The organism is Marinobacter sp. UBA2688, assembly GCF_002352785.1.
GTDB lineage: Bacteria > Pseudomonadota > Gammaproteobacteria > Pseudomonadales > Oleiphilaceae > Marinobacter > Marinobacter salarius.
This window is the reverse complement of the sequence record NZ_DELU01000023.1, coordinates 45,952-57,989: the sequence shown is the minus strand read 5'-3', so window position 1 is coordinate 57,989 and position 12,038 is coordinate 45,952. Positions and strand designations below refer to the sequence as shown.

The 12,038-nt window shown below is 58.5% G+C and carries 12 protein-coding genes; 5 read left to right on the top strand and 7 right to left on the bottom strand.

The window, feature by feature from the left end; translation table 11 throughout:
• Window positions 1-57: 57 nt before the first annotated feature.
• Complete coding sequence (locus B3M52_RS11745; protein WP_075195866.1) at window positions 58-1,869, bottom strand: choice-of-anchor D domain-containing protein; 1,812 nt, start codon at window positions 1,867-1,869, stop codon at window positions 58-60.
• 289 nt (window positions 1,870-2,158) lie between these two features.
• Window positions 2,159-3,193 carry an AraC family transcriptional regulator gene (locus tag B3M52_RS11740; RefSeq protein ID WP_174447640.1) on the bottom strand — a complete coding sequence of 345 codons (1,035 nt, stop codon included), beginning with the start codon at window positions 3,191-3,193 and terminating at the stop codon, window positions 2,159-2,161.
• A 137-nt stretch (window positions 3,194-3,330) separates the two neighbouring features.
• Between B3M52_RS11740 and B3M52_RS11735 the strand changes: the two genes are divergently transcribed.
• Window positions 3,331-4,008 carry a class I SAM-dependent methyltransferase gene (locus B3M52_RS11735; protein ID WP_075195865.1) on the top strand — a complete coding sequence of 226 codons (678 nt, stop codon included), beginning with the start codon at window positions 3,331-3,333 and terminating at the stop codon, window positions 4,006-4,008.
• Here B3M52_RS11735 and B3M52_RS11730 read toward each other — a convergent pair.
• The 3 genes from B3M52_RS11730 to B3M52_RS11720 form a co-directional block, all read right to left on the bottom strand.
• Window positions 4,002-4,994 carry a PA2778 family cysteine peptidase gene (locus tag B3M52_RS11730; protein ID WP_075195864.1) on the bottom strand — a complete coding sequence of 331 codons (993 nt, stop codon included), beginning with the start codon at window positions 4,992-4,994 and terminating at the stop codon, window positions 4,002-4,004. The two genes, B3M52_RS11735 and B3M52_RS11730, sit on opposite strands and share 7 nt — an antisense overlap.
• 12 nt (window positions 4,995-5,006) lie before the next feature.
• Window positions 5,007-5,408, bottom strand: a complete 402-nt coding sequence (locus tag B3M52_RS11725; RefSeq protein ID WP_075195863.1) for a PA2779 family protein — start codon at window positions 5,406-5,408, stop codon at window positions 5,007-5,009.
• 142 nt (window positions 5,409-5,550) lie between these two features.
• Entirely contained in the window at window positions 5,551-6,993 is a 1,443-nt protein-coding gene (locus B3M52_RS11720) for a phospholipase D-like domain-containing protein (protein ID WP_075195862.1), read from the bottom strand.
• 216 nt (window positions 6,994-7,209) lie between these two features.
• Between B3M52_RS11720 and B3M52_RS11715 the strand changes: the two genes are divergently transcribed.
• From B3M52_RS11715 to B3M52_RS11705, 3 genes are read left to right on the top strand one after another with little or no spacing between them, the layout of a single operon-like run.
• Window positions 7,210-8,868 (top strand): serine/threonine-protein kinase, encoded by a 1,659-nt coding sequence (locus B3M52_RS11715; RefSeq protein ID WP_036204500.1) that lies wholly within the window; start codon window positions 7,210-7,212, stop codon window positions 8,866-8,868.
• Window positions 8,868-9,611 (top strand): PP2C family protein-serine/threonine phosphatase, encoded by a 744-nt coding sequence (locus B3M52_RS11710; protein WP_075195861.1) that lies wholly within the window; start codon window positions 8,868-8,870, stop codon window positions 9,609-9,611. The genes B3M52_RS11715 and B3M52_RS11710 overlap by 1 nt, the downstream gene beginning before the upstream one ends.
• A gap of 14 nt (window positions 9,612-9,625) precedes the next feature.
• Window positions 9,626-9,976 carry an FHA domain-containing protein gene (locus B3M52_RS11705; RefSeq protein WP_075195860.1) on the top strand — a complete coding sequence of 117 codons (351 nt, stop codon included), beginning with the start codon at window positions 9,626-9,628 and terminating at the stop codon, window positions 9,974-9,976.
• On the opposite strand, the gene B3M52_RS11700 is transcribed toward B3M52_RS11705, so the two are convergent.
• Both B3M52_RS11700 and B3M52_RS11695 read right to left on the bottom strand, forming a co-directional pair.
• Window positions 9,973-10,701 carry a glutamine amidotransferase gene (locus B3M52_RS11700; RefSeq protein ID WP_226909880.1) on the bottom strand — a complete coding sequence of 243 codons (729 nt, stop codon included), beginning with the start codon at window positions 10,699-10,701 and terminating at the stop codon, window positions 9,973-9,975. The two genes, B3M52_RS11705 and B3M52_RS11700, sit on opposite strands and share 4 nt — an antisense overlap.
• A gap of 13 nt (window positions 10,702-10,714) precedes the next feature.
• Window positions 10,715-11,437 (bottom strand): YebC/PmpR family DNA-binding transcriptional regulator, encoded by a 723-nt coding sequence (locus B3M52_RS11695; RefSeq protein ID WP_036204509.1) that lies wholly within the window; start codon window positions 11,435-11,437, stop codon window positions 10,715-10,717.
• Between the two features lie 200 nt (window positions 11,438-11,637).
• Here B3M52_RS11695 and B3M52_RS11690 point away from each other — a divergent pair.
• On the top strand, window positions 11,638-12,038 hold a 401-nt coding region (locus B3M52_RS11690), incomplete at its 3' end, for a tetratricopeptide repeat protein (protein WP_286749623.1).

Below are 12,038 nucleotides of genomic sequence, written 5' to 3'. Positions count from 1 at the left end.
CCCGAAAGTGCGGCTGCCGGCAAACCGGGAGGCCTCTGGGGGCCTCCCTTACTTCCCTCAGAGGTTCGGGGTCAATGTCAGATCAATGCCATTGTCCGGACCGGCGAGGAACTGGTTGAGAACGTCGGTCAGCGGACCGCAGTTCTGCAGGGGAGGCAGTGTGTAGTTGCCAGTCACATTGCCGCCCTCGGACAGCGAGAAGTTGGTGCCTTCCACCGAAGCCAGCTCGATGTTGACCGGATCCGCCGTGCGGCAATCCTGGCCACCACCTACCGGAATCTTCAGGCCGAACAGGCGTACGGTTACCTTCGGTACTTCCACATACAGCGAGGAGTTGGCCGTCAGGTTGCCGTCTATCAGCGTGCCCGTAGTCATGTCAGCCTGTTCGAACGTCACTTTCGCGTTGGCCGTCAAGCTCTTGAACAGCAGCGGGATCTTGAATTGTCCCTGGGTGGGGTCAAGCGCAAGATCTGCTTCGAACATACCGGTTGCCAGCTCCAGTTGCGTTGCAATGCTGCCTGAGAGAGGCAGAGAGCTTCCGGAAGCGTTGATGTCGGTCTGTCCTTCCAGATCCAGAAGCACCTCGAGCACATCGTCGCTGCCATCGTTACCCTGACCACTCAGGGCCACGGAGACGTCCGGGGTTTCAGGGTCGTCAGAGGCAATGTTGAGCGTCGCGCTGCGTCCACCGGCGGCAGACGGCATGAAGCTGATTTCAACGGTACAGCTGCCATCCTGTGCCACGGTTGTGCAGTCGTTGGTCTGGGTGAAATCGCTGCTGTTGGTACCGGCGATCTCAATGGCGTTGATCATCAGCGATGCGTTGCCTTCGTTGGCAATGGTGACCTGTGCGGTGGCAGTTTCACCGAGCATCACCGAGCCAAAGCTGACGTTAGCAGGCGTAACGCTGATTTCCGGAACGGGCGCGAGCACGCTGGTGCCTGTCAGCGGTACGTCCACCACAGGGTTCTCGGCGTCGCCGGATTCAATGCTCAGAGTAGCGCTCTGGTCACCTTCGCCATCGGGGATGTAGGTGACGTTGACGTCGCAGCTTTCGCCGGCAGCAACAGTGGTACAGCTGTTGGTCTGGGTGAACGCTGCTGCGTCCGCACCACCAAGGCTGATGTTGTTGATGCCAAGTTCTGCCTGGCCGGTGTTGGAAATGGTAACCACCTCTTCCGCGGTGGTGCCGGCCTGCACGTTGCCGAAGTCGATGTTTTCCGGGCTGACCGCGATACGGGGTTCAAACTGCTCGTCGGGAACCACCTGCACGGTCTGAAGAATGTTGTCCTGGCCGGCGTTCTGAACACACTCGGAGGTAAATTCGCCGATGGGCGCAGGCGCAATATCGCCGTTCTCAACACGGGCGATCATGTCGAGTGTAAGGCCACCGATGCTGATGACCGCCTCGCCAACATCATCCTCGGTGAAGGTGATGGCCGGGGAAGTGCCCTGAGCCGGAACGGTAAATTCGCCGGTTTCATCGGGAATGGGCGACTGGGGAATGGTCAGCGGTACCGTCAGGTCAATCTCACGGCTCGGCGTGACAACAATGGTTTCATTGGTGGCGGTGCCTTCAATGGTGGCGGAACCCACCAGCTTGAGGCCCAGCCTGGAATCTTCATTCACCGTTGTCAGGGCATCCACCGTGAACTCTGGTGTGGGTTGCCCCACGGTTGCCTGGGTGGGTACATCGGCACTGATTTGCGCTCGAATGGGCTGTTCGCCAATCAACGGGAACGGGCAGGTGAATTCCAGTTCCAGTGACACCGGTTCGGCAAAGGCATTGCCACCACCGGTCATAAGCGCCGCGGCTGCTATCGCAGTACCGAGCGTGCGGACGCTTTTGTTGGGATTCCTGAGTTTCATGAGTTCGTCCTCTAGGGTTTCAATCTTTGTTGTGTGGGTATGCAGAAATCACCGATGAGGACTGCTGTATCGGTCTTGCAATGTGTCCCTTTATGACTGCGCGGAGGTTACTATCTCCACGCAGTGCCATTAGGCCGTCGCCGAGCGGTTCGGGTCATTGCTAAGGCCGGCAAGGTTTTTGTTCAAAGCGGAGAGAGAGCCGGGGAAATTCCAATTTCGTGACGCCCTTCAAATCCCGAAAATCATTCAGTGCGGGCTATCAGGAGCGAGAGCACTTTGAGGATGAGAGCTATTTACGGTCGCGGGCCTGCCGGCGGACATCACCGGGCGTCTGGCCCGTCCAGGAGCGGTAGGCTTTGGTAAAACCGGCCTGGTCGCTGAACCCCAGCTTCTCAGCAATGGAATCGAGTGGGATGACTGTATCGGTGAGGTACAGAGTGGCAAAGTTCTGACGTATCTCGTTTCTGAGCACTCTGAATGAGGTGCCTGCGGTCGACAGGTGCTGTCGCAGGGTGCGGGGACTCATGTCGAGCCGACGTGCAAGATTGTCCATGGTGCAGGGGCGGCCCGGTTGGCTCATGATCATCTCCCGCACCTGCATGACGGTTTCATCGGCCTGTTCTGACGGTTCCCGCTCTCGTGAGCGGGCGTTGGCCAGGATGAATTCCAGGCCGGTATCGTCGTTGCGAACAGGTCGGCCGGACAAAGGCATGGTGACCTGGCTCGCCGGAGCGTTGAAGCGAAATTCGCAGTCGGCAGCAATGCTGCGCCACTGCTCGGGTTCCAGGGACGAGTCGAAATCGAACTCAAAACAGAAGTGATTGCACACCTGGGATGAAATTCGATGGATGCTGCCCATATATATTTTGGTGAGGCAGGGGCGTAAGTCGCCAAGGCCCCAATTGTCGATCAGTTGTATCCTGAAAGTGGATCCAGTTGAACTGAGGTCCATGTCCATCAGCGGCAGGCCCACGCGCAAGTACTGTACAATCATGCTGATCAGTCGCCGGGGGTTTTCCTGGCCGAGCACGGCGAAGCCAAGTAATCCGTGGGCCGGGAGGTCCAGTTGCTGGCCGAACTGGAAGGCCGCCCTCTCGTCGCCCATCAGCCACTCCGCCTTGCCCAGCAGTTGCCGGACCTGCCCCATGGAAAGACTCGCATCGGGATCGTCCAGCATATCGCTGGAAATGTCGGTATCTCCAAGGATGGCGTGGCGCCGAACGCCCTTGCGCTCCATAAACCGAATAAACTGTCGGGCGTAGCGTGCCGAGATCAGCGGCACTTCGAGCGCCATCGGGCTGGACGTTTCCACCGTTCGTTCCATGAGAGGTAGCCTTATTGAACTGGAACTGTCGCGTTCAGCGCACAGTTGTTTACTCTGTCTTGGCCCAGTATAGGCAGGGTTGCTCGGGTCGATTTTGCTCACCGGTCACGGTTCTGGTGTGATGGCCGGAAATGACAATGAAACATTCGTTAGATTTTGCAGGAGATCGCCCATTGAAAGTGCCCTGTCCGGTGTGTGAAACACGCTCACTGGTGCCGTTCCAGACCATCAAAGGCATACCGTATTATCGTTGTGAAACCTGTGAGGCCACAGTCATGGACTCGTCTTGCTGGCTGGACGAGCGCCGGGAAAGGGATATCTACAACCTTCACGACAATCATCCGGAAGATGAGGGCTATCGCCGCTTTCTTTCGAAGATGACCAGGCCGTTACTCGAAAGGCTGGAAGCGGGTGCACGCGGCCTGGACTTTGGCTGTGGCCCCGGCCCGGCGCTGGCCGGGATACTGCGGGAAGCGGGCATGGACATGTCGCTCTATGATCCCTTCTTTCATCCGGAAACGTCTGTTCTGGACCGCCAGTATGATTTCGTATCCTGCACGGAGGTGGTGGAACACCTTCATCGCCCGGCGGATACGTTCCGTCGGCTGGACAGGCTGCTGAAACCGGGTGGCTGGTTGGGTGTGATGACCTGCTTCCAGACAGACGACCAGTTATTTGCCAACTGGCATTACCGGCGGGACCCAACCCACGTTGTGTTTTATCGGGAGTTCACTATGGCCTGGTTGGCCCGGAGGTATGGGTGGCGCCTGGAGGTTCCGGCCAAGGACGTCGCGCTGTTCCAGAAGATTCAGTGAATCGGGGTAGGGCAGTCCAGTGCAGGGCACTCGACGGGACGGGGTCTGTCGCTGTCGTTCTGGACATTGCCGTCGAAACGCTCTGGATCGATGGCGCTGGCACAGCTCGCTGCGGTCCTTGATGCCGTGGCACAGCCTTGGGTGGCCAGTGCGTGGGCCAGGTTGTTCCAGCCTGCGGCCAGGTTCGGGAATTTGGCGGTCAGTCTCAGGAAATGTTGCGCGGCCAGGTCCACCTGGCCCTGTTGCCAGGCAATGTTTCCCTGCCCCATGATGGCAGCCGGCTGGTCTGGCCAGGCCTGTTCGGCCGTTCGATAGGCTTCAGTGGCAGCGATGGTCCTGCCGGTGGTTTCCAGGTCGTTGGCGGATGTCAGATAGCGCAGGGGCTGCGCCGTTGCAGGTAGTCGGTCGGGCGGCAGGATGACCGCGGCCCAATTGTCTGCGCGGTCCCATGTGGCCATGAACACTTCCAGTGCCTGCTCGTGCCGCTCCTGGGTGCCGGTGTGAAGGATGATGGAGCGGTCGCTGGCGTCGTAACCAATCGCCACGGCAAAATGCCATTGTGGCCACCAATCGAATCGCAGATTCTGCATCACCAGCACCGGGTGGCCAGAGGCTATCTCCTCCAACAGGCTCTTGAGCGAACCGTCCAGCGGGTAGACCAGTAAGCCATGGGATCGGGCGGCGGACACCATTTCAACTTTCAGGCTGCCCTGGCGGGCAGGCAGGTATACCAACTCCTTCAGTACGGCGGGGTTGGTGTTCAGGCCCTGGCTGTTGAGCATCATGGCCAGGGACGCCGGGCCGCACTGGTACAGTTCCTGAGCGTGGAAGGGAACATGGTCCAGCACTTTCCGCTGGTCAACACCGGCCGTGTTCAGGGCAGGGGTATCGGGCCATTGGGGGCGGCTGGCGCAGCCCGCCAGAATCGTTGCCAGTAAGAGACTGACAACGACTCGCAGCAGGTGCAACTGGGTAGGACGGATCACGGAGCTATTGCGCTACCGGATGCAGTTGATGAACGGGAAGATATTGGTGGCGCACAGCATGTCGGTGATGATGAACACCAGCAGGAACAGAACGATGATCCCGACAACGCCCTCGCCAACGGGAGCCTCCGCCAACTGTTGCTCAAACGACGACAACTCCTCCGGCGTCAGGTTCTGTATGCGCTGTTCAACCTGCTCCTGACTAACGCCCATTTCCGCCAGTTTCTCCTTTACCTCATCCCGCTCAAGCATGTTGAGCAGTGACTGGCGGTCCAGATCCGTGCGTTGCTCGGTCAGCAGTTCACCGGTTCCAACCATGCCCGCCGAGGCGGACGATGCCCAAACGGAGCCGAAAGCCATCATGATGGCCATGACAAACGATACGTACCGCAGATGGTTTCTCAGGGTTTGCATTACACTCTCCTGTTATTTTCGTTCAAGAAGCGGTCTTTCCGGTTGCTGCCTGCGATGTAGCCGACGGCTACATCCGACATTCAAGCTGACCTAATAGTAGCACGCGTTTTCGGCGTCCCAGGTTCCTAATGGTGACGGAAACTTAAAATGTGGACAGTCCCGTTGCCTCCATCAGCCTGTATTGCCAATACCGTATCCGGGATTCATCGGCCCAGGCATTGTAAGGCAGGCTCATTACCGGTGTTTCGCCCGGGCCGTGGTTCCATTGCTCATCGAAGAAGCCGGCCGCTTTGCGCACGATCTCTGAGTGCACGTTGGAGCGCACGAGTACGCTGGTTTCAAGGTTCAGGTCGTCAAGGTTGCGGCGGGTGAAGTTGGCCGAGCCGAGCAGCAGTTGAGCGTTGCCGTGGCTGTCGCGCCTGATCAGTAATTTACTGTGGCACTGCTCACCTTCGGTGTTGCACCAACGTACGGTAATGCCGGCGCCATTAAGCTCCATGGCCGACTGCCGGTTGGGTATGCCGCTTTTTTCCATGCCAAAAGCATCGTTGTTGGCGTCTAACAGTATCCGCACTTCGACACCGCGTTCGTGGGCTTCTTTCAGTTCTTCCAGTAACGTTCGGTGCGACAGATAGAACATGGCCAGATCCAGCCTGTCGCCTGCCTTTGCGGTGCCAATGATGTCTCTCGCGGTTGTCCTTATGGCCGATTCTGTGACGACCTGGATGGTATCGAGCGAAGCGATGCCGGCTGCGGCTTGAGGCAGGCTGCTGATCATTTCGTCCACCACCTCGGTGTCTGCACCGGACATCGCCAGAACGGCACGCTCACTGAGCAGCAAATCGGCCACGGCTGGCCCTCCGAATCGCAGGCCGATGTTGCTGTGCCGGCTACTGCCATCGTGGGGGTTGGCAGAGGTCACCAGGGCGTTAAAGCCCTCTGCGTTGTCGGTGATCAGAACCTTGCGGTGGTTGGCCTTGAAGTTGGGGAGGGCCAGGTAACTGCGCAGGGTGACCGGCTGCTCACCGAGTGCGTTCGGCAGCCAGCCCCCGGTCGCGGAGTTGCCCATCCACTGACAACAGAAGCGCCACAGGCCGGACCAGGTGGGGTTGCTGTCACGAAGGCGCTCCAACCTGGTTTCTATTACCGGAATGCCTGCTTGCCTTAGTTGCTGGAAGTAGGGCGAGACCGTACCACCGTATACGGTGTTTATGGGATCGGAAATAACGACAATACGCACATCCGGATTCGCCTTGCGTTGCTTGAGCAGGGCGTCAGTCAACTCCCTTGCCAATGGCCGCTGACGGCTGCCTTCCTCGCGGGTGCCGTTGAAGAGGAACATATCCACCAGAACAAAACGGCGAGCCGCCGAAATCATGTTGAGGGCCTCGTCGAAAATTTCCTGGTCCAGCCGCGGTTCCTCGTTGCCGAAATGCAGGGTCCTGTCGGTGAGAAGCCTGGCATTCGTCAGAGGATGGACTGTGCCCTCGTAACCTATCCCCGGCGGCAGGGGCTTCAATGTGTGGTAAAAACCGGTTGTTGTGATGGTCAGAATAACCAGGCCGATCAGTAACTTCACTGTCATCGTCGTACTTCCTGACGGAAAAGGTCCAAAGACGAAACTATACTGCACCGGAACCTGTGCCGTCCTTACACCCTTGTCATCCTGGGTTAATAATGGTCGCGACGTGATCGTGGTCCCAGGTAAACAAACACTTACAAAAAACGTTCTTCTGGAACTATCGCTGCCGGCGTTCACTTTCTAAACTTGCTGGATCAATCATTTACGATAACGATTCCTGTGAATTCACTGGCTTTTATTGGTTCCCGTCTGTTCAGTCTGCGCCTGCTCATTGTTGTGCTGGCGTTGGCTTGTGTGTTTGTGGGTGACGCGCTGCCACTGCTGGGCTGGTTGGATCGGGTGCTGTTCAGCGCTCTTGGCAACCCTGAGGGTATTGGGGATGCTGTTCGGGTTGTGGATATGACACCGGACGCCTTCGCAATAGCGCTGCAGGCCCGGGGGCTCGTCGAGCCAGAGTGGTCGGCGCTGGCGATTCGTGCCGGGTTGATGGTGTCGACACTCATCCTGGTACTTGCAGTTCCCAGAATGGGTGGAGCGGTCGCGCTGCCGGTGCTGTTACTGATTGCCGGGGCACTGGTGGTTCTGCAAGCAGCGTTCATGTTCTATCAGAGCGCCTGGCTGCCATTGGGTGAAGTGGTGACCCTGCTGATGGTCGGCTATGTCATCATGCTGTTCTGGCTGCAACCGAGGCGGGATATCGTCGCCTTGTCGGAGAATGTCCGCGTAGCCCGCACGCGGCTTGGTCGTCTGCTGCTGCAACAGGGACAGCCCGAAGAGGCGCTGGAGGTGCTGGCTGAATGCCCGCCCACCGAAGATACCTTGGCATTGCAATACGACATCGCCATTCAGCAGGAGCGCAAGCGGCAGTATGACCGCGCGTCAGCCACCTACCAGCAGATTCTTCAGCAGAAGCGAAAGTATCGGGACGTGGAAAAACGCCTGGCGGCACTCGGGAGCCTGACCACCGAGGCAACCGTTGTTTCTCCCGGTGGCTTTGACAGTACCCGAACCCTGGTCATGCCCGAGCAAAGTGTCAGCCGGCCCACCCTGGGCCGCTACGAGATCGAGCGCGAGATAGGGCGGGGCGCCATGGGCGTGGTCTATCTCGGCAAGGACCCCAAGATTGCCCGTACCGTGGCTATCAAGACGCTCAGTTACCAGGCGTTTGAGGACAACGAGCTGCGGGACCTGAAATCACGCTTCTTTCGGGAAGCCGAGGCGGCGGGCCGCCTCAGCCATCCGGCAATTGTCACCGTGTATGATGTCGGGGAAGAGGCCGACCTTGCGTTTATCGCCATGGATTATGCCAAGGGCAGGCCGCTTAGTGAATTTGGCAAGCCGGGGCGGTTACTGCCGTTGGCGAAGGTGCTGGATATCGTCGCCCGGGTGGCGGATGCCCTCGATTACGCGCATCGCCAGAAGATCATTCATCGCGATATCAAACCGGGTAACATCATCTTCAACCCGGACAACGGTGAGATCAAGATTACCGATTTTGGCATAGCCAAGATCTCCGACGACTCCCGGACTCGCACCGGCAGTGTCATGGGCAGCCCACTGTATATGTCCCCTGAGCAGCTCAAGGGCCAGAAAGTGACTGGCGCCACCGATACCTACAGCCTGGGAATCACGCTGTACAAACTGGTGTGCGGGGAAACACCCTATCAGGGTGATACCCTGGCCAACCTGACCTACCAGATTCTGAACAAGCGCCCACGGAGTGTCCGCGAGTTCAACCCGGAACTCCCCAACGGTGTTGTCCGTCTGATTAATAAAGCCATACAACGGGAGCCTGACAAGCGCTTCCTGAGTGCCGCCACCATGGCGGAAGCGTTGCGAAGACAGGCGAGCCGTGAGGCAAGGGAGGAAGCATCGTGATGAATCCCCAGGTGGCTGGCATAACGGATGTAGGGGCGTTGCGTACAGCCAACCAGGACGCTATTGACTGGCGGGTCAGCGAGGATAACCGGCAGGTGCTGCTTGTGGTTGCCGATGGCATGGGCGGTTACCACGGCGGGGAAGTGGCCAGCCGTATAGCCGTAGACACGGTGATGGAAGTGCTGGTGCCCTGGTTGTCGCCGGATGAAGGTGTGCCGGAGGAGCCGGACGACGCCATACAGTTTGCGATCAACCTGGCCAGTGAGCGAATTGCCGATCAAAGGGCTGCCGATGCAGACCTGGCAAAAATGGGGACCACGCTGGTGATGGCGTGGGTGATTGACGGTGAGGCTCACCTTGCCCACCTGGGGGATTCCCGCTGCTATCTCGTTCAAGGGCGAGAGCTGGCATGCCAGACCCGGGATGACACCGTGGTACAGAACATGCTGGATGACGGCAGCATCCGCCCTGATGACGTGCCCCATGTGCCTTTTCGTAATGTGCTGACACGGGCGCTTGGCGCCTCAACGGCCATTGCCAGCTTCCGCCGCGTGCGGATGGCAGCTGGAGATTCCTTACTGCTCTGTTCCGATGGCCTTACGGGGGCTTTGCCGGAGGACCAATGGCTGTCGCTGATGTCTACGTGCGAAACACCCGACGATAAGGTCCGGGCGCTGGTGGATGCGAGCCTGGATAACGAGGCGGCCGACAATGTGTCCGTTGTACTGTTGATTCTTAATTAATGGAGGAGGCCTGTATGGCGTCACTTTCCCAACTGGTGGACAACGTTGTGGTGACCACTTTTGAGCTGGAGCAGCCGGAGATTCATGTCGGCAGGCGTGGCGATAACGATATTCGCATCGACGAGATTTCGGTCAGTGGCCATCATGCGCTGATCGAGGCGGTGCCCAATGCCTATCTGGAGGGTACGGTGGACTATTACATCACCGACCAGAACAGCACCAACGGAACGTTTGTGAACGAACTGCGGATTGACCGACGCCAGCGCCTGAACAGTAACGACCTGGTTCGCATTGGCTGGAACGAATTCCGCTTCATTGACGAAGAGGAAAATGCGCTGGAGAAAACCGCCTACATACTGGATTAGTGGTCCACTGGCAGGCCGTTGAGCACGAGTCGGGAGAACCGACCGAGCAGGGACGTGGCGTTGGGCGCGTCGATCACATTCTCAATCAGAGCCTTGGCATCGAGCCCTTCCTTTTCCAGATCGGGTGCCTGCACCTTGAGGTAGGCCCGCATCACCTCTGCTGAGAATTCCGGGTGGAACTGGATACCCCAGGCGCAGCGGCCCACACGAAAGGCCTGGTGCGGTTCGAACTCGTTTCGGCCCAGGAGAACGGCATTCTCCGGCAACCTGAGTACGGATTGCCGATGCGTCAATTGCGCCGGAAATGTTTGGGGCAACCCCTTAAACAGAGGGTCATCCATCGCAGCGTCCAGCAACTCTACCTGATGGGTGCCGGTTTCCCGGCCACGTGGATGATAACCCGCTTCACCACCCAGAGCGTGGGCCAGCAGCTGATGGCCATAGCAGACCCCCAGAACTGGCACCTCTTCCGTCACTGCCTCAGCCAGCCACGCGGCAGTGCACTCACTCCAGGGCGCCCGGTCGCTGACCATGGCCGGTGATCCCGTCACCACGATCCCGTCCCAATTCCCGGGTTTGCCCGGTAGGTCGTCAACCGTAACATCGACTACGTGAAGGTCGAGCTCCGGATCCAGCCCGGCCAAAAACCAGTTATCGAAATCCCCGAACGACTCCAGAAGGGACGGGTAGGTATTACCTGTTTTGAGTATGACGACCCTGGCCAAGGTGTTGCTCCCGTCAGTCTGCGATGACTGCGTTGTGGTAAACATTCTGGACGTCATCGAGGTCGTTCAGCATGTCCATAAACTTCTCGAACAGCTCAATGTCGTCGCCTTCGACAGTGGTGGTGGTCTGGGGCAGGAACTGGATCTCGTCTACGTCAAACTCCAGGCCTTCAAACGCTTCCTGCAGTGCCTGTCGCGCCTTGGCGTATTCGGTGTGGGGCGCGAACACAGTAATCATACCCTCTTCGTGCTCAATGTCAGTGACATCCACATCCGCCATCATCAGTGCTTCCAGAGCCGCTTCCTCGTCGTCGCCCTTGAAGCCGAGAATGGCGCAGTGATCGAACATATGGCTGACGCTGCCCTGGGTGCCGATCTTGCATTTGGTCTTGGTAAACGCCAGGCGTACGTCGCCGAAGGTACGGTTGGGGTTGTCGGTCAGGCAATCCACGATGGCCATGCAGTTGCCGGGGCCGAATCCTTCATAGCGAGCAGGGGAGAAATCCTCACCAGCGCCACCCCGGGCTTTCTCGATGGCCTTCTCAATGACGTGCGCGGGCACCTGATCTTTCTTGGCACGGTCGATCAGGCCACGCAGGCTGAGGTTTGCATCCGGGTCCGGGCCGCCGGACTTGGCGCACACATAGATTTCGCGGCCGTACTTACTGTAGACCTTGGTTTTGGCGGCGGCCGTTTTGGCCATGGAGTCTTTGCGGTTTTGATAGGCTCTGCCCATTACGCTGCCTCAATTTCATTTTCAAAAGTGCGGATTTTACTCGACTACACAGGCCGGTGACAGCCTTATTTATCGAGGTTGTCGACGGCTCTTCCATGGTACCAAAGTGCCAGGGTTTCAGAACTTTCCGGTCAGGTACCGCAGAATGTGTTCGTGTTACGGTCGGAACATCGCCATTATCACCGAACGCGGAGATTGCCATGAGGTCCGTTCGAACATCGCTCATTGCAGCCGTGAGTTTGCTGCTGTTCACCGGAGCTCCGACAGTGGCAAACAGTGCCGAGCCGGATCAGCAGATGGGCGTGGCTCGGGAGATGATCCAGGTCCTGGAGGCCTATGCCGTCTACAAGATGGGCCAGTACGATCTGGCGTTCGAACGTTACCAGGCGCTTGCCGAAGCGGGGAGTCGGCAGGGTATGTATAACCTGGGCAATATGCACGCAGCCGGGCAAGGCACGGCACAGAGCGATTCGAAGGCTTTCGAGTGGTATCTGAGGGCAGCGGAGGCTGGCGACAAGCTGAGCATGTCCGAAGTGGCAAAGGCCTATGAAGCGGGCATTGGTACCAGGGCAGATCCGCAACTGGCCCGCCACTGGCGGGT

Excerpts from the sequence above, each read along its gene's own strand:
- B3M52_RS11735 (WP_075195865.1), top strand. The coding sequence starts at position 3,331 with ATGAAACATTCGTTAGATTTTGCAGGAGATCGCCCATTGAAAGTGCCC.
- B3M52_RS11725 (WP_075195863.1), bottom strand. The coding sequence starts at position 5,408 with ATGCAAACCCTGAGAAACCATCTGCGGTACGTATCGTTTGTCATGGCC.
- B3M52_RS11740 (WP_174447640.1), bottom strand. The coding sequence starts at position 3,193 with ATGGAACGAACGGTGGAAACGTCCAGCCCGATGGCGCTCGAAGTGCCG.
- B3M52_RS11705 (WP_075195860.1), top strand. The coding sequence starts at position 9,626 with ATGGCGTCACTTTCCCAACTGGTGGACAACGTTGTGGTGACCACTTTT.
- B3M52_RS11695 (WP_036204509.1), bottom strand. The coding sequence starts at position 11,437 with ATGGGCAGAGCCTATCAAAACCGCAAAGACTCCATGGCCAAAACGGCC.
- B3M52_RS11710 (WP_075195861.1), top strand. The coding sequence starts at position 8,868 with ATGAATCCCCAGGTGGCTGGCATAACGGATGTAGGGGCGTTGCGTACA.
- B3M52_RS11720 (WP_075195862.1), bottom strand. The coding sequence starts at position 6,993 with ATGACAGTGAAGTTACTGATCGGCCTGGTTATTCTGACCATCACAACA.
- B3M52_RS11745 (WP_075195866.1), bottom strand. The coding sequence starts at position 1,869 with ATGAAACTCAGGAATCCCAACAAAAGCGTCCGCACGCTCGGTACTGCG.